Source organism: Vibrio sp. 1751, from assembly GCF_033339895.1.
GTDB lineage: Bacteria > Pseudomonadota > Gammaproteobacteria > Enterobacterales > Vibrionaceae > Vibrio > Vibrio alginolyticus.
On record NZ_JAWOVM010000009.1, the window covers coordinates 14,287 to 37,928 of the forward strand.

19 protein-coding genes and 2 pseudogenes are annotated in these 23,642 nt (G+C 45.5%); 12 read left to right on the forward strand and 9 right to left on the reverse strand.

Annotated features, from left to right (window positions below; translation table 11 throughout):
• Positions 1 to 7 precede the first annotated feature (7 nt).
• Positions 8 to 1,558 (forward strand): alpha-glucoside-specific PTS transporter subunit IIBC, encoded by a 1,551-nt coding sequence (locus R7041_RS05335; RefSeq protein ID WP_017633701.1) that lies wholly within the window; start codon positions 8 to 10, stop codon positions 1,556 to 1,558.
• A gap of 177 nt (positions 1,559 to 1,735) precedes the next feature.
• Here the strand turns inward: R7041_RS05335 and R7041_RS05340 are convergent, their stop codons facing one another.
• The 3 genes from R7041_RS05340 to R7041_RS05350 form a co-directional block, all read right to left on the reverse strand.
• Positions 1,736 to 3,763: an acetoacetate--CoA ligase gene (locus R7041_RS05340; protein ID WP_155604259.1), complete on the reverse strand. Its 2,028-nt coding sequence runs from the start codon at positions 3,761 to 3,763 to the stop codon at positions 1,736 to 1,738.
• Between the two features lie 87 nt (positions 3,764 to 3,850).
• A complete protein-coding gene (locus tag R7041_RS05345) occupies positions 3,851 to 4,777 on the reverse strand; it encodes an electron transfer flavoprotein subunit alpha/FixB family protein (RefSeq protein WP_005373301.1) in 927 nt (308 codons plus the stop codon).
• Complete coding sequence (locus R7041_RS05350) at positions 4,774 to 5,526, reverse strand: electron transfer flavoprotein subunit beta/FixA family protein (protein ID WP_064369324.1); 753 nt, start codon at positions 5,524 to 5,526, stop codon at positions 4,774 to 4,776. Before R7041_RS05350 ends, R7041_RS05345 begins: the two co-directional genes overlap by 4 nt.
• A gap of 156 nt (positions 5,527 to 5,682) precedes the next feature.
• Here R7041_RS05350 and R7041_RS05355 point away from each other — a divergent pair, with 156 nt between their 5' ends.
• From R7041_RS05355 to R7041_RS05395, 9 genes are all read left to right on the forward strand, one after another.
• Positions 5,683 to 7,320: an electron transfer flavoprotein-ubiquinone oxidoreductase gene (locus R7041_RS05355; RefSeq protein WP_206949699.1), complete on the forward strand. Its 1,638-nt coding sequence runs from the start codon at positions 5,683 to 5,685 to the stop codon at positions 7,318 to 7,320.
• A 242-nt stretch (positions 7,321 to 7,562) separates the two neighbouring features.
• On the forward strand, positions 7,563 to 8,363 hold the full coding sequence (locus tag R7041_RS05360) for an ABC transporter ATP-binding protein (RefSeq protein ID WP_005373297.1): 801 nt from the start codon (positions 7,563 to 7,565) through the stop codon (positions 8,361 to 8,363).
• Positions 8,363 to 10,315, forward strand: a complete 1,953-nt coding sequence (locus R7041_RS05365; protein WP_064369322.1) for a long-chain fatty acid--CoA ligase — start codon at positions 8,363 to 8,365, stop codon at positions 10,313 to 10,315. The genes R7041_RS05360 and R7041_RS05365 overlap by 1 nt, the downstream gene beginning before the upstream one ends.
• Positions 10,315 to 11,208, forward strand: a complete 894-nt coding sequence (locus R7041_RS05370; RefSeq protein WP_005373295.1) for a branched-chain amino acid ABC transporter permease — start codon at positions 10,315 to 10,317, stop codon at positions 11,206 to 11,208. The genes R7041_RS05365 and R7041_RS05370 overlap by 1 nt, the downstream gene beginning before the upstream one ends.
• 11 nt (positions 11,209 to 11,219) lie before the next feature.
• Complete coding sequence (locus R7041_RS05375; RefSeq protein WP_005382737.1) at positions 11,220 to 12,287, forward strand: branched-chain amino acid ABC transporter permease; 1,068 nt, start codon at positions 11,220 to 11,222, stop codon at positions 12,285 to 12,287.
• Between the two features lie 45 nt (positions 12,288 to 12,332).
• Positions 12,333 to 13,577, forward strand: a complete 1,245-nt coding sequence (locus R7041_RS05380) for an ABC transporter substrate-binding protein (RefSeq protein ID WP_005373285.1) — start codon at positions 12,333 to 12,335, stop codon at positions 13,575 to 13,577.
• An 80-nt stretch (positions 13,578 to 13,657) separates the two neighbouring features.
• A complete protein-coding gene (locus R7041_RS05385; RefSeq protein WP_054574668.1) occupies positions 13,658 to 14,479 on the forward strand; it encodes an ABC transporter ATP-binding protein in 822 nt (273 codons plus the stop codon).
• Between the two features lie 9 nt (positions 14,480 to 14,488).
• The gene (locus R7041_RS05390) at positions 14,489 to 15,691 is read left to right on the forward strand and encodes a phenylacetate--CoA ligase family protein (RefSeq protein ID WP_064369321.1); all 1,203 of its coding nucleotides are present in this window, start codon (positions 14,489 to 14,491) and stop codon (positions 15,689 to 15,691) included.
• Between the two features lie 136 nt (positions 15,692 to 15,827).
• Positions 15,828 to 16,424, forward strand: a complete 597-nt coding sequence (locus R7041_RS05395) for a methyltransferase domain-containing protein (RefSeq protein WP_064369320.1) — start codon at positions 15,828 to 15,830, stop codon at positions 16,422 to 16,424.
• A gap of 3 nt (positions 16,425 to 16,427) precedes the next feature.
• On the opposite strand, the gene R7041_RS05400 is transcribed toward R7041_RS05395, so the two are convergent.
• The 3 genes and pseudogenes from R7041_RS05400 to R7041_RS05410 all read right to left on the reverse strand — a co-directional run.
• Complete coding sequence (locus tag R7041_RS05400) at positions 16,428 to 16,904, reverse strand: hypothetical protein (protein WP_155604258.1); 477 nt, start codon at positions 16,902 to 16,904, stop codon at positions 16,428 to 16,430.
• 176 nt (positions 16,905 to 17,080) lie between these two features.
• Positions 17,081 to 17,554: pseudogene (locus R7041_RS05405) on the reverse strand (c-type cytochrome); the annotation flags it as partial.
• 76 nt (positions 17,555 to 17,630) lie between these two features.
• A pseudogene (locus R7041_RS05410) lies at positions 17,631 to 17,855 on the reverse strand (molybdopterin containing oxidoreductase); the annotation flags it as partial.
• Here R7041_RS05410 and R7041_RS05415 point away from each other — a divergent pair.
• A complete protein-coding gene (locus tag R7041_RS05415) occupies positions 17,840 to 18,130 on the forward strand; it encodes a hypothetical protein (RefSeq protein ID WP_017633689.1) in 291 nt (96 codons plus the stop codon). The pseudogene R7041_RS05410 and the gene R7041_RS05415 overlap by 16 nt on opposite strands.
• A gap of 150 nt (positions 18,131 to 18,280) precedes the next feature.
• A complete protein-coding gene (locus R7041_RS05420) occupies positions 18,281 to 20,194 on the forward strand; it encodes a BCCT family transporter (RefSeq protein ID WP_064369318.1) in 1,914 nt (637 codons plus the stop codon).
• Positions 20,195 to 20,284: 90 nt separating this feature from the next.
• On the opposite strand, the gene R7041_RS05425 is transcribed toward R7041_RS05420, so the two are convergent.
• The 3 genes from R7041_RS05425 to budA are packed head-to-tail and all read right to left on the reverse strand — an operon-like array spanning position 20,285 to position 23,558.
• Positions 20,285 to 21,043: an SDR family NAD(P)-dependent oxidoreductase gene (locus R7041_RS05425; RefSeq protein WP_064369317.1), complete on the reverse strand. Its 759-nt coding sequence runs from the start codon at positions 21,041 to 21,043 to the stop codon at positions 20,285 to 20,287.
• Positions 21,040 to 22,743, reverse strand: coding sequence for an acetolactate synthase AlsS (gene alsS, locus R7041_RS05430; RefSeq protein WP_064369316.1), 1,704 nt, complete (start codon positions 22,741 to 22,743; stop codon positions 21,040 to 21,042). The genes R7041_RS05425 and alsS overlap by 4 nt, the downstream gene beginning before the upstream one ends.
• Positions 22,744 to 22,772: 29 nt before the next feature.
• On the reverse strand, positions 22,773 to 23,558 hold the full coding sequence (budA, locus tag R7041_RS05435) for an acetolactate decarboxylase (protein WP_064369315.1): 786 nt from the start codon (positions 23,556 to 23,558) through the stop codon (positions 22,773 to 22,775).
• Positions 23,559 to 23,642 lie beyond the last annotated feature (84 nt).

The following is a 23,642-nucleotide window of genomic DNA, read 5'->3' on the forward strand; positions in this document are numbered from 1 at the left end:
GGTTTATATGAAAGACATTATTCAAAGGTTCGGAGCCGCGATGTTTGTTCCCGTTCTATTATTTCCAGCAGCGGGCATGTTATTGGGTTTCTCTGTTGTGCTGTTAAATCAAGAAGTGTTTCCTTGGGCACTAGAGGGGAGTGCTTGGGTTAAAGTCTCGACGATCATTTTACAGGCATCTCTCGCTGTATTTAAAAATATGGCACTTATTTTTGCCGTTGGGTTACCTATCGCTTTAGCTAAAAAAGCATCTGGTCGCGCTGTACTTGCAACACTCGTTTCCTACATTACGTTTAACTACGTTATTGGTGGAATCCTTCAATTTTGGGGACCAGAACTGGGCGTGAACTATACGGAAGGTGAGCGAGGTTTGACTGAAGTTGGTGGCATTCTAACGCTTGATACCAACTTGCTAGGTGCCATTTTAATTGCAAGTCTCTCTGTTTGGGTTCACAACCGATTCTTTGATAAAAAGCTACCGGATTGGGCGGCTGTATTTGGCGGAACGCCATTGGTTGTGATCATTAGTTTCCCCATTATGGTCGTGATGGCAATTCTAACTTGTTTGACTTGGCCAAGTATTCAGCATGGTATTAACAATCTGCAATCATTTTTGGTTTCTGCTGGATCGTTAGGGGTATGGCTATTTACGTTTTTAGAGCGAATCATGATACCAACGGGGTTGCATCATTTCGTATATGGTCCCGTTTTTTATGGGCCAGTTGCAGTCGATGGCGGAACGGTTGCCTATTGGATTCAAAATATACAGACATTCGCCCAGAGCTCGGAAAGTTTAACGACACAATTTCCTCAGGGTGGTTTGATGTTGACGGGAATGGGTAAAGTGTTTGGTTGTACGGGTATCGCACTAGCACTCTATTCAGTTGCGAAAAAAGAAAATAAAAAGATGGTGATGGGGTTAGTGCTCGGAGCCGCAATCACAGCAATTCTTACAGGGATCACCGAACCAATAGAGTTTACATTCTTATTTATCGCACCTGCGCTGTTTGCTTTGCATGCGTTGTTATCTGCGACAATGGCAACGATCGCCTTTATGTTTGGTGTTTCCGGTAACTTTCAGACTGGCTTGATAGACTTCATTTTCCAAAACTGGTTGCCTTTGGCTGGTAACCATGCAGGAACATACGTGATTCAGATTATTATTGGTCTCATGTTTACTGGTGTCTACTTTGTTACGTTTCGCGCGCTTATTTTAAAATACAACATACTTACTCCGGGACGTGAAGGTGCAGATAGTAAGTTGTATTCCAAAGCTGACTACAAAGAAGCGAAAGCGGTCCATAACAGTAGCGCAAGTCCGTCACAAGCTAGTGCCTTTATTGAAGGTTTGGGTGGAAAAGAAAACATTGAATTGTTAACTAATTGCGCGACGCGTCTGCGTGTTAAAGTTAAAGATGTCTCTCTGGTAAAGGAGAACGCATTTTTCACACAGCACGGAGCGGTGAATATTGTTAGAAATCAAGAGAGCCTTCAAATCATCGTTGGTTTAACGGTGCCACAAGTTCGCGAAGATATGAGCCAACTGATAAAAGCTTAACCCCCAAACTAATGCTCCAGCTCATATGGCTCAAAGGTGAGATAGAATTATCTCACCTTTTTTGTGTACATGAAGCATATTTCGCTCAGTTTCCACGAAAGTGGGGAGGAGTTATCGAGCGAGCTAAAATATAGTTAGGTTATACCCGTCTGTATTGTGGGAAGACTTGTTGGGTCTCTAAGTGACGGTGGCGCCTTCTATGTTGAAAAGCGTTTTAATTTCTTCCAGCACTTCTGGGTTAGCAATAGCACCAATGTTTTTTACAGCTTGTCCGTTTACCAATTGTTTCACTGCTAGCTCAACCAATTTGCCTGAGCGCGTTTTAGGAATATCACTGATAGCAAAAATTTGTCGTGGGACATGGCGCGGTGAACATTTTGTTTTCAATGTTTGGCGAATTGAATCGGTGAGTTGTTGGGTTAACTCGACGTTGTGAGCGAGTTTTACTAGTAACCAGATTTCTTCAGACTGCTGGTTTAACTTGCCGACAGCGATGGAGTCTTCAACCTCGGGTAACGCGTTCACTTGCTGATAGATTTCAGCGGTACCGATGCGTACGCCGCCTGGATTTAAGGTTGCGTCACTACGGCCATAAAAAATAAAGCCGCCATGTTCGGTTTGCATCACATCGTCGCCATGGTGCCAGATATCGGTAAACTTGCTCCAATAAGCGTTGTGATAACGTTCGCCGTTGTCGTGCCAGAAGCCAATAGGGAAGTTAGGTAGCGAGTTATTACAAGTCAGTTCGCCGCGTTTTTGCGTAATAGTATGTCCATCATCCTCTAGAACACGTGCGTCGATTCCCAGCCCTGAGCCTTGGCATTCACCTTTGTAAACTGGTGAAATAGGGTTTCCAAGTACAAAGCATCCGCAAATATCTGTGCCGCCAGCGATAGAAGCGAGATGCAATTCCTGCTTGATGTGCTGATAGACATAATTAAATTGTTCTGGGTAAAGCACCGAACCAGTTGAGCACAGAGTTTTGAGTGACTTCAGGTTATGTTCTAGTTTTGGAGAGCAGTTTGCCTGCTCCAGTGCCTCTAAGTATTTCGCTGAAGTACCAAACAGCGACACGTTATGTTCTTCAGCTAATCGCCATAAGACGGAGTGATCAGGGTAAACCGGACTACCGTCGTAAATCACTAAGGCTGCACCACTCGCAAGAGCGGAAACATGCCAGTTCCACATCATCCAACCACATGTTGTGTAGTAGAAAACCTTGTCTTGCGATTTGATGTCGCAATGCAGTTGATGTTCTTTGAGGTGATTGAGCAAGGTACCGCCTGCGGAATGAACAATACACTTAGGTTGACCTGTTGTACCAGAAGAATACAAAATGAATAATGGGTCATTAAACAGCGTTGGTTGATATTGAATTGATTGTGGAGAAAAGTGGTGAGTAATATCGGACCAAGAGACAAAGTCAGAAGTGGTAGCTCTCTTAGCGTTTTGTAAATATTCGATTTGGCATACGCTAATAGTAGTCTCTTCGGAGGCACTGCTTAACTTACTACTAAGAGTGGTGTTCTTGTCCGTCATATCGAAAGCTTTGCCTCCGAACTGGTAGCCATCACAGCAAAAAAGAACTTTCGGCTTAACCTGACCAAAACGCTCTACGACGCTATCGATACCAAAATCAGGAGAGGTTGAAGTCCAAATAGCGCCAAGGCTTGTAGTAGCCAACATGGCTATAACGGTTTCAGGAAGGTAGGGCAAATAACCCGCAACGACATCGCCTTTACCGACACCACAATTGAGTAGCCATTGTTGAATGGCAGAAACTTGTTCAAGCAACTGTTTACCGGTGAGTTGTCGGTGTTCACCGCTTTCATTGCTAAAAACAATAAACTCACGCTCTGGTGATTGCTCAGCCTGAGATAGGAGGTTCTCTGCGTAGTTCAGCGTGGCGTCAGCAAACCATACTGTGTCTCTATTTACATGGTGATGATTAGAACCTGTTTGTGTCCATTTGGGACTGCCAAGGCTCTTGATTTGCGAACCTATATCTCCGATTACGTTGCAAAACTGCCAAGTATGTCGCCAAAATTCATCATTGTGCTCAATGGACCACTGGTGTAGAGACGTGTAATTGTTGATTACGGTACCTTCGGCTTTGTCTTTATTAACCTTTTCGATGAACCGTAATAAGTTGCTATTGCTGACGCGCTCAGCAGATGGTGACCAAATAGGTGCAGAATTTGGCATAGGTCCCTCTAATTTCAATTCTTTTGAATATGACCAAAAACAAAATAAAGGGGCGAACATAGCGGTGTTCGCCCCTTATCTGATCGTTTAAAGTTGTTCGGCAAGCTGAGGTAGTACCTCAAATAAATCACCAACCAATCCATAGTCGGCAACTTCAAAGATAGGAGATTCTGGATCTTTGTTGATCGCGACAATCACTTTGGATTCCTTCATTCCTGCAAGATGCTGGATGGCACCGGAAATCCCAACCGCTATATAAAGCTTAGGTGCAACGATTTTACCGGTTTGACCCACTTGTAAGTCGTTGGCAACAAACCCGGCATCAACTGCCGCGCGAGAAGCGCCAATGGCAGCACCTAGTTTATCGGCAACTTGTTCGATCAACGCGAAGTTCTCTTTGCTACCGACCCCGCGTCCACCTGACACAACCACCTCTGCCGCGCTTAATTCAGGACGTTCTGACACGGTTTTATCGACAGAAACCAATTCAACCATTGGAGCTGAGATAGTGACCTGCTGATGCTTAATATCAGCTTGGTTGTGACAAGTAACCGGCTCAAACGCAGACGCGCGAACGGTGATGACGCGAACCTTGTCGCTGGTGGTCACTTTGGCAAATGCGTTTCCTGCGTAAATAGGGCGGATAAAAGTGTTTTCATCGATAACTTGGACAATATCGGAAATTTGCCCAACGCCGAACTTCGCTGCTACTCGCGGTGCAAGATCTTTCCCTTTTGATGATGAGCTAGCCCAGATTGCGTCAAAACCTTCAGCAACACTCACTACAATAGGTGCGATACTCTCGGCAAATTGATGCTTAAGTTGCTCATCATCGACACAAATTACGTTTGATATACCATCAACGCGACAAGCTTGTTGAGCGACTTCTTCACACTGGTGGCCCACTACGATCAAAACATTGTCTTGGCTGACTTGTTTTGCTGCATTAACCACTTTGAGTGTGTCCGCATGCAATTGGTTATTGTCATGCTCTGCTATGATTAAGTTCTTCATGAAATCACCTTCGCTTCGTTACGCAGCTTATCGAGAAGCTCTGAGACAGATTCAACCTTGATGCCACCTTTTCTTTGCGCTGGCGGTGTGATTTCTTGAATGGTTTGGCTAAATACCACTTCAACACCCAGACTGTCAGGTGTGATGGTATCTAACGGCTTGCGCTTAGCTTTCATGATATTAGGCAAAGAGGCAAAACGCGGTTCATTCAGGCGTAAGTCAGTACTGATCACCGCAGGTAAGTTCATCGCGACCGTCATCAAGCCGCCGTCCACTTCTCTCACGACCTGAACTTTTTGATCTTCAATCTTCACGTCGGAAGCGAAAGTTGCTTGAGGCCAGTCAAGTAGGGCGGCCAGCATCTGAGCCACTTGGTTGTTGTCCGTATCAATGGATTGTTTACCCGTAATCACAATCTGTGCTTGTTCTTGCTCAACCAGAGCTTTAAGCAGCTTAGCGACAACTAATGGCTCTATTTTGTCTTCAGTATCGACATGAATAGCGCGATCAGCACCTAATGCAAGCGCGGTACGTAGTTGCTCCTGACATTGGCTACCGCCGGCACTGACAACGATGACTTCATCTGCAATACCTTGCTCTTTTAGTCGTACGGCTTCTTCAACGGCTATTTCGCAAAATGGATTAATCGTCATCTTGACGTTATTGGTTTCAACATCGCTATGGTCCGCTTTCACGCGAACTTTAACGTAGGGATCAATGACCCTTTTGATTGGCACTAGTATTTTCACGTTAGATTCCTTTTTACAGTGAAGACTATGTGTTTACAGTGAAGACGATGTGATGACGTCTTTAAAATGATGTTAATTTACCTTTACGTTTGCGTCAACTTTAAATATATTGTTTATTAACAAGTTGGCAACATGCAAAGAAAAAGGAATGCAATCATGGAAAGAGACTGCATGGAATTTGATGTTCTGATTGTAGGCGCTGGTCCCGCAGGTTTGTCTGCGGCATGCCGAATCAAACAATTAGCAGCAGAAAAAAAACAAGACCTCTCTGTTTGCGCGGTAGAAAAAGGTTCTGAAGTTGGAGCGCATATTTTATCGGGTGCGGTGTTTGAAACGCGGAGTTTGGATGAGCTTTTTCCCGACTGGGAAGAGAAAGGCGCTCCGCTCAATACCAAAGTAAACCAAGATAAAACCTACTATCTAGGCAATGACATCAATGGTCATGAACTGCCTTCTTGGGCGGTGCCTAATACGTTACATAACAAAGGTAATTACATCATAAGTTTGGGCAGTCTATGCCGATGGATGGCGTTGCAGGCTGAGAACTTGGGGGTGGAGGTCTACCCAGGTTTTACCGCCAGTCAAGCGATCATCGATGAAGATAGTCGTGTTTGTGGCGTGATCACGGGCGATATGGGATTAGATAAAAATGGTGAACAAAAAGGAAATTTCGAACCTGGTATTGAACTGCGAGCGAAGTTTACTTTATTTGCTGAAGGCGCACGGGGGCATATTGGTAAGCAGTTGATTAACCGATTTAATCTTGCTGAAGAGAAAACGCCTCAACACTACGCTATCGGTTTTAAAGAGCTGTGGGAAATCCCATCAGAGCAGCATCAGCCAGGTTTAGTAGTGCACGGATTAGGTTGGCCGTTATCAAATGAAGCTACAGGTGGCAGTTATCTCTACCATTTAGAGGGAAACCAAGTTGCCGTCGGGTTGATTGTTGACTTGAATTATAAGAATCCGCACTTGAGTCCATTTGATGAGTTTCAACGTTTTAAACACCACCCGTTGATTGAGCAATACCTCAAAAATGGGAAGCGTATTAGCTATGGCGCGAGAGCGATCACCAAGGGCGGCTTTCATTCGCTTCCCACGCAGCAGTTTGCTGGTGGCTTGTTAATTGGCTGTGATGCAGGAACACTTAACGGCGCTAAAATCAAAGGCACACACACCGCAATGAAATCTGGCATGCTTGCCGCTGAAGCAGTATGTGAAGCCCTTGAGTGTCAGTCAGTTACTGCTGATTATCAAAAGCATTTCAAACAGTCTTGGCTGTATGAAGAGCTTTATCAAGCACGTAACTTCTCAAGTGGTATTCACCGCTTTGGATCGTGGCTGGGCGGTGGTTTAGCGCTGCTGGAACATAACGTATTAAAAGGCAAAGCTAAGTGGCATATCCGCTGTGATAAGCCTGATCATCAGTCTCTGTTATTGGCGGAAAACAGCAATGAAATTGTCTATCCGAAGCCTGATGGCGTGTTAAGTTTCGATCGCCTCTCTTCTGTTTATCTATCCAATATCTTCCATGAGGAAGATCAACCATGCCACTTACGACTGGAGAACCAGCGGATTCCTATTGAGCAGAACCTTGAATTATATGCAGAGCCAGCACAGCGCTATTGTCCGGCTGGCGTGTATGAAATCGTACAGGGGGAGCAGCAGCCAGAGCTGCAAATAAATGCGGCCAACTGTATCCACTGTAAGACCTGCGACATCAAAGATCCAAGTCAAAATATTACCTGGATTCCGCCAGAAGGTGGTGGTGGTCCGAACTATCCAAATATGTAAGCGTTTGAGAATAATTTTTATTAACAATTTATTTACTTAAAGTTTGCGTTAGTTCAAATCTTTCTCGATGAACTCGATTGCAACTTAATCTTTCAGGCACTATTCTGATTTTAAATTGACGTTTACGTAAACTGAATACAAAGTTGATGCATAGGTGTAAAAGCGGTTACCAGTATCAAAGTTAGGTTTGATCAAATAGTGCTCAATGGAACGCACTTAAAATAACGAAAGGGAGATCAACTATGGTATCGGAATCGCCTCTGTTGCAGGTAAACGATATTTCATTGGCTTTTGGTGGGGTGAAAGCTTTAACTGACGTGAGCTTCCATGTGAATGAAAAGGAAATTTTTTCAATCATTGGTCCAAACGGTGCAGGTAAAACCTCAATGCTCAATTGCATCTCTGGTCGATACACACCAAACAAAGGCTCTGTAATCTTCGCTGGAGATGACGTAACTAAACGTACACCAAGCCAACGAGCTGAGTTAGGGCTGGGAAGAACCTTCCAAAACTTAGCGCTCTTTTCTCATATGTCGGTACTGGACAACATCATGGTTGGCCGACACCACCTACTGAAAAATAACTTCGTCACGGGGCCACTCTATTGGTTCTCCAATGCGCAGAAAGAAGAGATGGCGCACCGCAAATATGTGGAAGACGTGATCGATTTTCTAGAAATCCAGCACATCCGAAAAGCGACTGCAGGCACGCTATCTTACGGCTTACGTAAGCGTGTAGAGCTTGCTCGTGCCATTGCCTTAAAACCTAAGTTACTGCTGCTTGATGAACCAATGGCAGGTATGAACTTGGAAGAAAAGGAAGACATGGCACGTTACATCATGGATCTGAATGAAGAATTAGATATCACGATCATCATGATTGAGCACGACATGGGCGTGGTCATGGACATCTCTAATCGCGTTTTGGTTTTGGATTTCGGTAAACACATTGCTACGGGTGAGCCTGAAGAAGTGATGGCCAACCCACATGTGAAACAAGCGTACTTAGGCGAAGAGTTACCGACATTAGAGGAGAGTGCATAATGGCACAGCAACATAATGATTGGGCAGATACAACCCGCTTAGATACCTTTCCAAAAGTGTTGCAACACAATGCCAAGAACTGGCCCGAACAAGTCGCAATGCGTGAAAAGGAGTTTGGTATATGGCGAGAGTTCACTTGGAAGGATTATGAAAACCGCGTCAAGTGGATGGCACTGGCACTACGAGATTTGGGTATTGGTGAGCAAGATGTCGTTGGTTTGCTAGGTGATAACCGCCCTGAATGGGTATGGGGCGAGTTAGCGGCACATGCGATCAAAGGTTTCTCGCTGGGCATCTATCAAGATTCTATGCACGAAGAGGTGGCGTACCTTATCAACTATGCAAAAGCAAAAGTCGTGATTGCCGAAGATGAAGAGCAATGCGACAAGCTGCTTGAGCTTGGTGATGAAATTCCTAGCGTTGAATACATTATTTACTGCGATCCTCGTGGAATGCGTAAATACGATGATCCAAGATTAATTGATGTTGAACAGGTCTACAAAAAAGGTCAGCTGATTGATAAAGCGGACCCAGACAAATATCTCAATATGGTTGTTGAAACCAAAGGCAGCGATCTTTCAATTCTTTGTACTACGTCGGGTACGACTTCTAAACCAAAATTGGCTCAGCTACACAGTGGCACGTTCTTGGATCACTGTGCGGCTTACTTGCGTGCAGACCCTCGTTCCCCAGGCGACAACTACGTTTCTGTTCTGCCTTTGCCTTGGATTATGGAGCAGGTTTACGTGGTTGGTCAGGCGTTGATTTCTCGTCAAATCGTTAACTTTGTGGAAGAACAAGAAACCATGATGTCCGACTTGCGTGAAATCGGTCCAAACTTTGTGCTGTTAGCGCCACGTGTGTGGGAAAACATTGTGGCAGACGTGTCTGCACGAATGATGGATTCGACACCGTTTAAGCAAAAGATGTACAAACTGGGCATGAGCTTAGCCAACAAAGCGCTGGAGCAGGGCAAACGCTCTAAGTTGGCTGAATGGATTCTTCTGCGTGCTCTGCGTGACCGTTTAGGGTTTTCGAACCTGACATCTGCGGCAACCGGCGGTGCGGCGATGGGACCGGATACTTTCCGTTACCTACAAGCTATTGGTGTGCCACTTAAGCAGCTTTATGGTCAGACCGAAATGTGTGGCGCATACACTGTGCACCAAGCGGACGATGTGGATTACGATTCCGTTGGTGTTGCGTTTGATAATGCAGATGTGAAAGTCATCAACCCGGACAGCAATGGCGTTGGTGAAATCATCGCGAAAAGTACAGGCATGTTTACTGGCTACTTAAACAACCAAGCAGCATATGATGAAGATGTTCAAGATGGTTGGATGCACACAGGCGATGCGGGCTATTTTAAAGATTCCGGTCACTTGGTGGTGATTGATCGTCTGAAAGATATGTCGGAAACCAGCCATGGCGACCGTTATTCGCCACAGTTTATCGAAAACAAACTCAAGTTCTCGCCGTTTATTGCAGAAGCCGTGGTGGTAGGTAAAGGTCGACCTTGGCTGTCTGCCATCATCTGTATTCGCTATGCGATCGTCGCGAAGTGGGCAGAGCAACGCGGCTTGGCATTTACCAACTACACCAACTTATCTGCTCAACCAGAAGTGTACCAAGCGATTCGTGAAGAAGTTCAAAAAGTGAACGAATCCCTACCGGATGCACAGAAGATCAGTAAATTCATTCTACTTTACAAAGAGTTGGATGCCGACGATGGAGAGCTAACTCGCACACGTAAAGTACGCCGTGGTGTGGTTGCAGAGAAATACGGAGACATCATCGAAACCATCTACAGCGACGATCCAAAAGTCGATGTCGATACAGTGATCACTTATCAAGATGGCACTAAAACACGCATTCAAACGTCGCTAGTTATTGAAACGCTTATTGAGCATGAGCCAACACTAGTGGATAGCGAACAACGGAGGATCGCATAGTGAATACGGATTTATTACTGCAACTCGTCATTAATGGCGTGATCGTTGGCATGTTGTATGGCGTTGTCGCCATGTGCTTTGTATTGATTTACAAATCGACCCAGGTGGTCAACTTTGCTCAGGGTGAGTTCCTGTTGATTGGCGCATGGGTATGTTGGGCGGCATTGGTACACCTACAGTTACCGTTTTTTATCGGCTTTTTACTCACGCTCGCGTTCATGATGATTTTTGGTATCGCCGTGCAAACCATTGTGCTCAGACCGTTGATTGGTGAACCGATTATCTCTGTGATCATGGTGACCATCGGTCTATCGATGTTTTTCCAAGCGCTGATGAAGTGGATATTCGGCGTCTCGGCTGTTTCGTACCCGCAAGTGTTCGAAACCAACGTGGTGAATATCGGAGGTTTGAATGTTGAGTTTGCTTACATTCTGAGCTTGATCTTCTCAATGCTCATCATGGGCGCGTTCTACTGGTTCTTCAAATTCAGCAAAATGGGTCTGGCAATGCGCGCAACGGCATTCAACCAGCAAGTAGCCCAGAGTCTTGGCATTTCCATCAAGAAAGTGTTCGCCATCAGTTGGGCTATTTCGGCAATGGTATCTGCAACAGCAGGGATTGTTATCGGTATCGTTAACGGCGTATCTGACGCGCTATCCATTATTGGTATCAAAGTTTTCCCAGCCGTTATTTTAGGTGGCTTAGATTCGGTAGTCGGCGCAATTGTCGGTGGTATTACCATCGGGGTGCTAGAAAACTTGGCTGAGTTTTTTGATAGCCAATACCTGCAAGTGGGTAACTTATACAACATCGCACCATTCTATGTGCTGTTAATCATTCTTGCCTTCAAGCCATATGGCCTGTTTGGTACCAAAGATATTGAGCGTATTTAAGGAGAAATAACATGGCTCAACTTAGCATGCGCCCATGTGGGGATTTTCGAACCACATACAAAAGCGATACGCCAATTTTTGAAACCAAAACCATCAGAAGCCTTGCGATTGCTGGTGTCATCGCCATGCTGGCAGCACCGCTGGTCTTGGATATTTACTTCCTAAACCTGTTTATTCAGATTGCATACCTCGGTATCGCGGCATTGGGCTTAAACATTTTGGTTGGTTTTACCGGACAAATCTCGCTAGGTCACGGTGCGTTCTTTGGCTTTGGCGCCTTTGCATCGGCTTGGCTAAATAACCAGTTTAACATTCCAGTCGTGTTTGCGATTCCGCTCGCGGGTTACTTAACCATGATTGTGGGGATGCTGTTTGGTCTGCCAGCGGCTCGAATTAAAGGTTTATACCTAGCTATCGCAACGTTGGCGGCGCAGTTTATTCTAGAGGACTTCTTTGCTCGCGCAGATTGGTTCAGTGGCGGCTCATACGGTGCAAGCGCGAACCCAATTAATTTGTTTGGCTTTGAGTTTACGACTGACGAAAGCTTCTTCTATATCGCTCTGTTTGCGCTGATCTTCATGTATATGTGGGCATCAAACTTAATCCGTTCTCGTGACGGTCGCGCGTTTGTCTCAGTACGAGATCACTATCTGTCAGCAGAGATCATGGGCATCAACCTAACCAAGTATCGTCTGCTCTCATTTGGAGTGTGTGCATTCTATGCGGGCATCGGGGGTGCACTCTACGGACATTATCTAGGGTTTGTATCAGCAGAAGGTTTCACCATCATGATGTCTATCCAGTTTTTGGCCATGATCATCATTGGTGGCTTAGGCTCAGTCAAAGGTACGCTGATGGGTACGATATTTATCGTACTTCTGCCTGAAGTTTTAGAGTTTGGCGTAACGGGGCTTTCAGCGTTTGGTGATACCACCGCTTTCACTGATGGTCTGGCTTACTTCAAAGAGATGGCGATTGGTTTAGTCATCATGCTGTTCCTCATTTTCGAACCTCAAGGATTATCGCATCGCTGGCAACAGATTCGAGCATATTGGAAACACTATCCGTTCTCATATTAACGTGGAATTAAGTGGAATATACCTCAATAACAAGGACAACGAGTTATGAACAAAGGACATTTAGCGACAACGTTGGTGCTGTCATCTGCACTGTTTACTACCGCAACTTGGGCAAAAGATTCTGTGTTTGTCGGGCAATTAGTCGACTTTTCTGGACCAACTGCCTATGTAAGCAAGCCTTATGGTTCTGGCGTGCGAGACGCATTGCGTTGGATTAACCAAAACGGTGGCATTAACGGTACCGAGCTCGAATTTGAAACAGTAGACATGGCGTACAAAGTACCAGTGGCGATTTCCAACTATAAACGTTGGGTGGCGCGTAAAGACATGGTTGCGCTGCAAGGTTGGGGTACGGCGGATACCGAAGCACTTATTTCGTTTGTTACCAAAGACAAAGTGCCGGTGTTCTCTGCTTCTTACTCTGGTCACTTAACTGACCCAACTGGCAAAAACCCAAAAACCGCGAAACCAGCGCCTTATAATTTCTTTTATGGTGCGTCGTACTCAGATGCGTGCCGTGCGCTAGTTAAGTGGGCGAAAGAAGATTGGGAATCTAAGGGCAATCAAGGTGCGCCGAAATTTACGCACATTGGCGATAACCATCCATTCCCGAATGCGCCAAAAGAAGCGTGTGCAGAGTACGCCAAAGAGCTTGGTTTTGATGTGCAAAACCCAGTCGTTGTGTCACTAAAACCAGGGGACTTCAAAGCGCAATGTTTGTCGCTGAAAGAGTCAGGCACCAACTACGGTTACATTGCTAATATCGGTAGCTCGGTTATCTCACTAGTGAAGTCTTGTAACACGGTTGGGACAGAGTTCCAGTACATGGCAAACATTTGGGGCGGCGATAAGCCAGTGCTTGAAGCAGCAGGCGATGGCCTTAAAGATTACGTTTTCCCAGGTATGACAGCGTTTTGGGGAGATGATAATGAAGGCATGAAACTGGTCCGTGAGATTTCTAAGCAGTCTGAATCAGAGCCGGGCGAATTCAGAACTCACCATTACATTCGCGGTATTTGTTCTGCGTTCTATATGAAAGAAGCAATGGAGTGGGCGAAAGACAACGGTGGCATCACAGGTGAAAACATCAAGAAGGGCATGTATGTCCATGACAACTGGGTACCACAAGGCTTAGAAGGTGTTTGTGTCCCTGCGAACTGGAAACCGGAAGATCACCGAGGCACAACAACCGTGAACGTCTTTATGGGCAACAACGATGGCGGCGCAGTTGATATTAAGAAAGTATCTCAGGTGACATTGTCACGTCGTGACGATTGGCTAGGTTACTAATCTACGACTTATTAATAACAAAGCTTACTGAAAATAAGGATGGGTGAGAGAACACTCTCACCCTAGCAAGGAGTAGTTTGATGGCTGAATTAGCAACGAATATCGAACCGGCAGAAATACTGCTTTCAGTGAACAACATTGAAGTCGTCTACGACGAAGTAATACTAGTACTTCGCGGTGTGAGTTTAGAAGTTCCAAAAGGGCAGATTGTGACCTTACTGGGCGCCAACGGTGCGGGTAAATCCACAACGTTGAAAGCCATTTCTGGTTTATTGAAAACCGAAGATGGTGAAGTGACGCGCGGCGAAATCAACTTCATGGGCGAGCGTATAGACAACAAAAACCCGGAAGAGATCGTCCGTTCGGGCATCTTCCAAGTTATGGAAGGGCGCCGAATTGTTGAAGATATGACGGTAATAGAAAATCTTCGCTTAGGCGCTTATACACGCACTGACAACGAAGTTGAACAAGACATCGAAATGGTGTTTGACTATTTCCCGCGACTCAAAGAGCGCACTGGCCTGGCGGGCTATTTGTCTGGCGGTGAGCAACAAATGTTAGCGATTGGCCGAGCATTAATGGCTCGACCGAAGATGATTTTGTTGGACGAACCGTCTATGGGGCTTTCTCCACTGCTAGTTAAAGAAGTATTCAGCATTATTAACAAGATCAACAAAGAGCAAGGTATTACCATGCTTTTGGTTGAGCAGAATGCCAACTTCGCTCTTCAAGCGGCCGATTACGGTTACATCATGGAATCAGGCAAAATCGTACTAGATGGCAGCAAGCACGAATTGCTAAACAATGAAGACGTAAAAGAATTCTACCTTGGCGGCGGCGATGAAGATCGCAAGAGCTTTAAGAATCTGAAATCTTACAAACGTCGTAAGCGTTGGTTGTAAGGAGCAAGGATGAACGAACTATTTGATGCGAAAGAATCGTTGTCTCTACAGGCGCGAGAAGAGTCGCTGTTTCAACGTTTGCCTGCGCTGATTGAAAATTCGAAAGCCAATAGCGAACATTACGCAGCGCATTTTTCTGAGTTAGATCCTACATTGGCAAACAATCGTGAAGGGCTTGCTCAGTTCCCGATTACACGTAAGTTCAATGTACCTAATCAGCAGCAACTTAAACCGCCGTTTGGTGGCTTAAATAGCGTTGCCATTGGTCAAATGGCGCGTGTTTTTCAGTCTCCTGGGCCTTTATATGAGGCTCAAACGGATGAGGCCGATTTCTGGCGTATGGGGCGCGCGTTTCACGCTGCTGGGTTCTGTGCGGGTGATTTAGTGCATAACACGCTCTCTTACCATTTCTCTCCTGGCGGATTTATTATGGATGGTGGCGCAAGGGCTTGTGGCTGTGCGGTATTTCCGGCTGGAGTAGGCAATACCGAAGCGCAAATAGAGGCAATTAAACAGCTTCAACCTAATGGTTACACTGGTACACCTTCGTATTTGCTGACGTTGCTACAAAAGTACCAAGAGAAATACGATGAGCAGCCTAGCTTTGAGAAAGCTCTGGTCTCTGGTGAAGCGGTTACAGCAGACATGCAACAGATGTTTGAGGAAAAAGGCATTGCAGTCTTTCAAGCCTACGCAAGTGCAGAGCTTGGCTTGATTGCTTATCAAGTGTCTGGTGAACAAGGATTAGTGATTGCCGAAGATATTATTGTTGAAATCGTTGATCCTGATGGTGTTCCTGTACAACCGGGAGAAGTCGGTGAAGTCGTTGTAACCTCGCTTGATGAGAAGTTCCCGCTGATTCGCTACGCAACGGGAGATTTATCGGCATATCTAGAGACAAGTTCTGATTCTTCACGCACGAATGCACGAATTAAGGGCTGGATGGGACGAGCAGACTCCGCGGTGAAAGTAAAAGGGCTGTTTGTTTATCCGCATCAGATCCAAGAAGTCTGTCGTCGTCACGATATTAAAGGCTCCTTGAAAATTGAGCGCGATGGCTTCAACGATGCCATTACTTTCTGTTGTCATGATGTGCATGTATCAGCAGAGGACATTCAAGCAACACTCCAGTCTGTCACTAAACTGAAAGGCAATGTCCAGTTTGTACCGAACCAAGCGGAGCAGCCGTTAATCAATGATCTTCGCAGTTAACTCATTGGTGGCATAAGTGCAGTAGAAAGTGGTTGTCATTAAAAACTAACAACGTCAGACAAAAGGCTAGAAAAGGGATACCACATTGCGCTGCGTATCCCTTTATTTTTTACTACCGCAATAAGGGAGCGGGTAAATGAAACAGGCACCAATGATTAACACACAATTCTGGGATGATTTGTTTATCCGAGGCACTATGCCTTGGGATGCCCAATCGACACCTCAAGAACTCAAGGACTATCTCGACAATTCACTTCATGTAGGCCAGTCAGTGTTTATTCCTGGGTGTGGTGCCGCTTATGAACTGAGCACTTTTATTCAATATGGGCATGACGTGATCGCGATGGATTACAGCCAAGAAGCGGTAAAAATGGCGCAATCAACGTTAGGTAACTACAAAGATAAAGTCGTATTGGGTGATGTATTTAATGCCGATTTTTCTCACTCGTTTGATGTCATTTACGAGCGGGCCTTTCTCGCAGCACTACCGAGAGACATGTGGTCAGAATATTTCTCTATGGTGGATAAATTATTGCCAAGCGGAGGTTTTCTAATTGGTTTTTTCGTCATTGATGATAATTACCTATCACGCTTCCCTCCATTTTGTTTGCGAAGTGGGGAGTTGGAGGGTTATCTAGAACCGGCGTTTAAGCTTGTGGAATCCTCAGTGGTGGCAAACAGTGTTGAGGTTTTTAAAGGCAGAGAACAATGGATGGTGTGGCAGAAGTGTTAGTCGTCACTGAGAATTCTTTAGAAAGTATTCGCGGAAACTGTCTGGTTCTTTTTTAATCGCTGAAAAGTAAGTCACAAATGTATGATATTTGGTCGATGCCATGAGCCAGAGACCGATAATAGGAAAAAGTACAAAACTAACAAAAAAAAGTTTATGTTCATCTTCAAGAAGGAATAGGCCAAGAGCGTAAACAAGGAACTGAAAGTAAATATTGATTAAGTTGATTTCTGCCGCTTTAGGTTTGCCTCTAACAATCATCATGTTTGGGATAACAAGCAGTAGAGTCATGACCCCAACAAAAGAAAAGTTTAGAGCCAAGAAAGTATCAGTAGTTAAGTGCTCAGACGACTGGTCAATCAATATTGCCAGCAACGTTACTGCCATGCCGCCTCCCATCATAATCAAGGTAATGACTGCCACGCCAACAAGAAAAACCCAAATAGAAAGGTAATGGTTGTCAAAAAACTCTTCTGCCTTCAATCTTTTAAACCTCATCGATACATACTGTGAAATAACAGAGGTTACTTCACTCTATTCCTGTTGAGGGGATACTCACATAGGAAGAATACGTATGTAAAATATCAATAAGCGTTAGTTTTAAAGGCGGGAGTTACCCCCCATAATAGGTCGAAAGGTATTTCAGAATGGCTTAGTCATTGTTGTGTGACCATGTGTAACGAATGACAGGCTGAGCAGACTGCCGCGACGAGTTCCATATTCTCTCCTGGCGCTAATATCCCATCACCAGCTGATTTGACCTCCACTTCAGATGAAACAGTATTCCAATCTGGTGGCGTAGGGTTTTGGGTTGCTAGCCATGCAATGATTGCGGCTCGCGCACCCGGGTCTTTTACGCCGGGAAAGACCATGTTTGTGCCCGGAGCAAACTCCGGTGGTGACGCCAAAAAAAGCATCCAGTTTTTCTGCGTCCCATTGACCTTGATGCTGTTTGATGGCTTCGCTGTAATTGAAGCCGGCAATATCACGCTCTGCTAAGCCCCAAAGAGGCGGCGGCCCCACAAACACTTCCTCCATTTTTCAAACTGGTGACAAGCTTTACACACCATCGCTTGCTGTTCGCCTGCGGCTATCAACTCGTCAGTGTTTGCTAAGGCTGAGTAACTTAACAGCGCGAGAAAAGTAAACGAGAGCGGGAAAACCCGCTTATTTAAGAATGTTGCTTTCACTGTTATTCCCCCTTCATGTTTAACCCTTAACAATCAGCGCGATTCGGTGGAAGGTGTTGTTGAGGTAACCTTTCGGGTTCCATGCGATAGCAAAAGGTTGGCCCACCTCTTGGTCATCAGTCGCTTTTGCCCAAACTTCGTAGTAGCCCGCTTTGGGGAATGTCACTTTGGCGTTGAACGTCTGCCAAGCGCTGTCATTGGCTGGGGCTGCGAGTTCTGCATCCATCCATGTTGCGCCAAAATCAATCCTTTCTCGCTGAACTACCGAGAGACCAGTGGCCAGATTACTTTGCTATGGTGGATAAATTGCTGCCAAGAGACGGTTTGTTAATTGGTTATTTCGTTATAGATGATAAGTACCACTCTCGCTTCCCTCCATTTTGTTTGCGAAGTGGGGAGTTGGAGGGTTATCTAGAACCGACGTTTAAGCTTGTGGAAGCCTCAGTGGTGGCAAACAGTGTTGAGGTTTTTAAAGGTAGAGAGCGCTGGATGGTGTGGCAGAAAAGTTGCCGTATTTAAACGCTATGGCATCAAATAATGAATACAAAATCAGCGTCACATAATGCATCTTTTAAAGACAATTATTCTTGTGGTAACGATAAGTGTTGTGAATTGGCGAAGTTGTGAGAAGTGTAGATCATGTCCTTTGAAAACATAAGGATATATAATATGGACAAATCATTTTCTCTCATCGATAAGCCTACCTTCTTAGGCTCACTCTTTCTTTTACTCAGCGTCGTTATACCCTTAATTTTATTTCCCACACAAGGTGCGGATTGGATAGCTTCGGCCAAATTTTTCATGACCGATAAGCTTGGTGTGTTATACCTCGCACTGGGTATCGCAGCAATGTGTTTTATGATTTACACCGTGTTCAGCGATCTTGGCCAAATCAAACTTGGTGAAGCCGACGAGCAACCAGAATTTGGTAACGCCTCATGGGCTGCAATGCTATTTTGTGGAGGTATTGGCGCAAGTATTCTGTATTGGGGGTGTATCGAGTGGGCATACTACTATCAATCACCACCATTTCAGTTGGAAGCAGGCAGTGAAGAAGCCATTCGCTGGGCCGCGACTTATGGTCTGTTTCACTGGGGACCGATCGCTTGGTCAATTTACCTTATTCCTGCTCTGCCTATCGCTTACTTCTTTTATGTACGCAAACAACCTGTTTTGAAAATCTCTAGTGCGTTAATGCCTGTATTAGGAGAAAAGCGTGCAAACGGTGGTATTGGCAAGTTTATTGATGTGTTGTTTATTTTTGGTATGTTGGGTGGCGCGGCGACTACGCTTGGCTTAGCAGCGCCTCTTATCAATGGTGGTCTACATCATATCTTCGGTCTTCCAAACAATACCTTCAGCCAAGTGGCTGTATTACTTCTCTGTACTGCTATTTTTGGTTACTCCGCGTATGCAGGGCTTGAGAAGGGGATCAAATTCCTTAGTAACATTAACTTCTGGGGTGCGATGGGCTTGTTACTCTTTATACTTGCCGTTGGGCCAACCGTGTTCATGTTAGAAACGGGCTTAGATTCAATTGGTCGTATGTTGTCTAACTTCTTTGTTATGGCTACCTGGGCGGAGCCGTTTGGTGGTTATGGTGAGTTTACAGATACACACTTCCCGCAAGACTGGACTATTTTCTACTGGGCATGGTGGTTGGTCTTTGCTCCTTGTATGGGATTGTTTGTTGCGCGTATCTCGCGTGGAAGAACGATCAAACAGATGGTCGTAGGTTCTATATTTTACGGTTCTTTAGGTTGTTTCTTATTCTTCATTGTTTTAGGTAACTATGGTTTATCGTTGCAATTGACGGGTGAGCTTGATGTCATTGCAATCCTCAACGAATCAGGCGCGCCAGCGGCTATTTTTGCAACGTTAGACACATTACCGTTAGGGCCAATCGTTATTGGTGTTTTTACACTATTGTGTATCATTTTTACGGCGACTTCGTTTGACTCTATCTCGTACATTCTTGCGTCTGTGGTTCAAAATGATGTGACGGAAGAACCGATGCGCTGGAACCGTTTGTTCTGGGCGTTTACTTTGTCTTTTCTGCCAACCGTCCTAATGTTCATGGGAGGTTTATCGACATTACAAACCGCTGCGATCGTGGGAGGTTTACCGTTGTTAGTTATCTCGGTGATGTTGATGGTGTCCTTTGTCCGAGCGGCGAGCCTAGATATTAAACATCAAGCAGAATACGAAGAGCCAACCATTAACATTGAAGAACTGCCGGAAATTGACCCTTGGTCAACAGAGGGAATGGCTTTGGCGAAATTTGAGCGCTTTAAAGACTTAGCTCAACAGGCGGCTGAAGAAGAGCGCGAAGCAATGGCGGCCCTGATGAGCAAGCGTAAGAGAATTCGCGCATTTGCCTTAGAACACAGCTGTGAATCTGGGTTTTCGGACCATCATTTACCAGAAGATATGCAAACAGAGCTACAGCAACTAACCGAAGCGCTTGAGTTGGCTCAACAGAAGAAACAAGAACTGTCTGAGCAAGCCCAAGAATCTCGAATGGAATTTAATCATGTGTTATTAGGCGGCGCGTCGGCAGGTTTAGCAACGTCGCAGGCTTAAGAACAGGCACACAAGAGCCGAGTACAAACTCGGCTCTTTTTTTGCGTGGATACCTTACAGTTAAAAATTCTGTTCAATCAGTGTTAATGCTTACACTATTTTAGGCTGACCATCTGATGCGGTGGCACCGCCGTCTACAGGTAGGTTTACGCCATTAATGAAAGATGCGTCATCACTTGCCAAGAAAGTCACGACAGACGCAATTTCTTCAGGTTCGGCTGCTCGGCCAAGCGCAATGCGCTCATTGAATTTATCGCGGATGTCCTGCGGCCAGCCGTTTGTCATGTTGGTTTTTACTAAACTTGGGCATACGGCGTTAATTCTTACCCCATCCGCACCATGGTCCAATGCCATCGCTCGGGTAAGGTTCACCACTGCGCCTTTACTCGCGCAATAGAATGCGGCACCCCAGTCACCACCCAAACCGGAAACGGACGCGGTATTTACCATACAACCTTTCGTTTTTAAGAGTTCAGGCAAAGCAAACTTCGAGCAATAAACAACACCATCAATGTTTACACCAGAGATCTTCTTCCAGTCTTCCACACTACCTTCAATCACGGAACCTGGGACATGTACGCCAGCATTGTTTACTAAAATATCCAGTTTACCGAAACGGGTAACAACATCAGAAATCAGTGCTGCGACTTTGTCTGGATCAGAAACATCAATGGAATGTGCCGACACACGCTGTTTATCAAAGCCCTCAACGGCGTTTGCCAACTGCTCTTCATTCCAATCGGCAAGAGCGACGTTTGCGCCTTCTTCATACAAACGTTTTGCGATGGCCAAACCAATACCATTGGCAGAACCAGTGACGAGTGCGACTTTATTTTTTAATCCTCTCATGCGATTTCTCCTTCGAAACTTATAAAAACGGGATCTTGATTTTTCTCTGTGCGCGGCAACATCAGTTTGTCGTTGTCGCTGTAATCTACTGGGATAGCCACCACTGCTGGTCCTTCAACGTCCATGGCTTTATTCAATGTCGGTAGCAATTCGTGTTGACTAGTCACTGCGAAGCCTTTCGCGCCAAATGACTCGGCGTAGGCCTTGAAATCAATTGGTCCAAATTTCACACCAGAGCAGCGCTGATATTTGTTGATCTCTTGCATTTCTACCATGTTGTAGGCGTTATCAACCCACACAATATGGACGATATTGCAGTTCAGTCTAACCGCGGTTTCTAACTCCATGCTCGATTGCATAAAACCGCCGTCTCCCGATATCGATACCACTTTGCTACCAGGTTTTAGTAGGCTGGCACCAATGGCCCATGGTAGTGCAACGCCCATTGTTTGTTGGCCGTTAGACACCAGCATTTGGCGAGCTCGAAAACAGCTTAAGTAACGAGCGATCCAGATGTGGAAGCTCCCCATATCAAGGCATAGCGTGGTATCTGGTGTGATGATAGATTGCATGGCTTTAATTAGCGCCAGTGGATGAAACCCTTGCTTGTTATAGACATTGGGATAGGTCTTGATCACTTGCCGTTGCAGTGCTACCTCTTCCAGTACTGAAAGTGCCGTTGGGGAAAGGCGAGCATATTCAGAGATATAGCTGCCCATTTTGTCTAATGACTGCGCAATGTTTCCGACGATTTCAACACAAGGTTGATAATTAAGTTGGTATTCTGCTGGTTCAATATCGAGGTGAATCACTGGGTTGCGGTGGCTGTTCCAAAGCTCAGGGTCATACTCTATTGGGCTAAAGCCGATGGTGAGAATTAAATCGGCGTCCCGCAGTAAAACATCGCCAGGTTGGTTATTAAACAAACCGACACGCCCAGCAAAGTGATGATAGTAATTGATGTCTACCGTGCCGGCGGCCTGGTAAGTGCCGACAACGGGTAGCTGCGTATTTTGAAGAAATCGGGCGATAGCAGCAGCGTTTTGACTGCGGCTCGCGTGAAGGCCAAGTAAAACCACACTGCGCTTTGCTTTACTGATTCGACTGACCGCTTCTTCGATTGCTGCGATGTCTGCGCAACCAGGCTGTGTGTAAGGCGAGGGGACAATAATGTCCGTTTGGGTTTGCTCGGATAAAACATCTTGGGGGAGACTCAAAAAGCAAGCCCCAGGACGACCTGACTCTGCGATACGAAATGCGTTCGCCATGATCTCGCTTGCGGCGTCCACATGCTGCACTTCAGCACTGAACTTAGTTATAGAGCGAAAAATACTGACGGTATCCATGCTCTGGTGTGTTTGTTTTTGCTGGTCAGTTCGTTTCACCGCACCACCGATAGCAATCAGCGGATCGCCTTCGGAGTTTGCTGTTGCAACCCCCGTAACTAGATTTCCACAGCCAGGGCCTGACGTAACCATTGTGACGCCTGCTTTGCCGGTTAGTCTTCCCATAACGCCCGCCATAAATGCGCCGTTAGCCTCGTGACGTACCGGAATCATTTGGATGTTAGTGTCTTCAATCGCATCGAACAGTCGATCGATTTTTGCACCGGGAATACCGAAAATGTACTTAATGCCGAGAGACTCTAGCTGTTGAGCGAGCAACTGAGCTCCATTTTTATTTGAAGGTTTGGATTGCATTTGTTGTCCTTATTATTTGCCTGACTTTGTTACTTTTCCGCCTTTTCTATGGCGGTATTTATATCTTCCGGAGCCAAATTGGCGTTGAGGAAGTCTGTCGATATTGGGGTATCAATCACTAGCCGCGAGACTTTGCCAATCTGGAGGAACCCTGACGAAATGCTGTAATCCTGAATATGACCACCTCCTTGGCGGTCATCGGTAATAAAGTGTTCGTGATAGCCGGGCACATTGATGCCAGTCGTATATTTAGGACTGCGAAAGCCGGCGACCACGCCTTGCTTATGCGTGAAGCGGAATGTTGGTTGTTCTTTGACCACTTCAAGCATTGGCCGATAAGGGCGTGTTTGTTTAGGTACGGTGCGAGTACGAACTGAATCGAAAACGCCATCAATGCGCACTGCGCAAAATAGGTTATCGCTTGGAACCAGGTCGTCTATGAGGCTATGGACTTCATGACGTGACATGCGCGATGTCAGTGGCAGCTCGATATCAGGCTTAAAAAAAGTCATGACAGCAAAGGGCGTTTTTTGCGCCAGGTCTGCCGGGTTTGCGGAGCCATCCGACTTGAGTTGAAAAACTTCCTTATCAAACGCAATCAACTCACCATCCAATTCATTGAACGTACCTAAACCAAAATCCCCATGTTTCAGCAGTTCTTCTATGGTTGTCGAGCCTTCGTAAACACCAGCGATCAAAGCACTCATTAACGAAGTCTGATAAATCTCACCATCTCCGGTAACGTGATGGTATTCAGAAAATTCTTTCGCTACTTCAAGCGAACAAGCACATAGAGGGTTATAAAATCCACGCATGAGTAAGACCAGTTATGCAATGAAGAGTATATTTAGATTGACTTCTACACGGCGCTAAATCCAATATAAAAAAGATTTATTTTG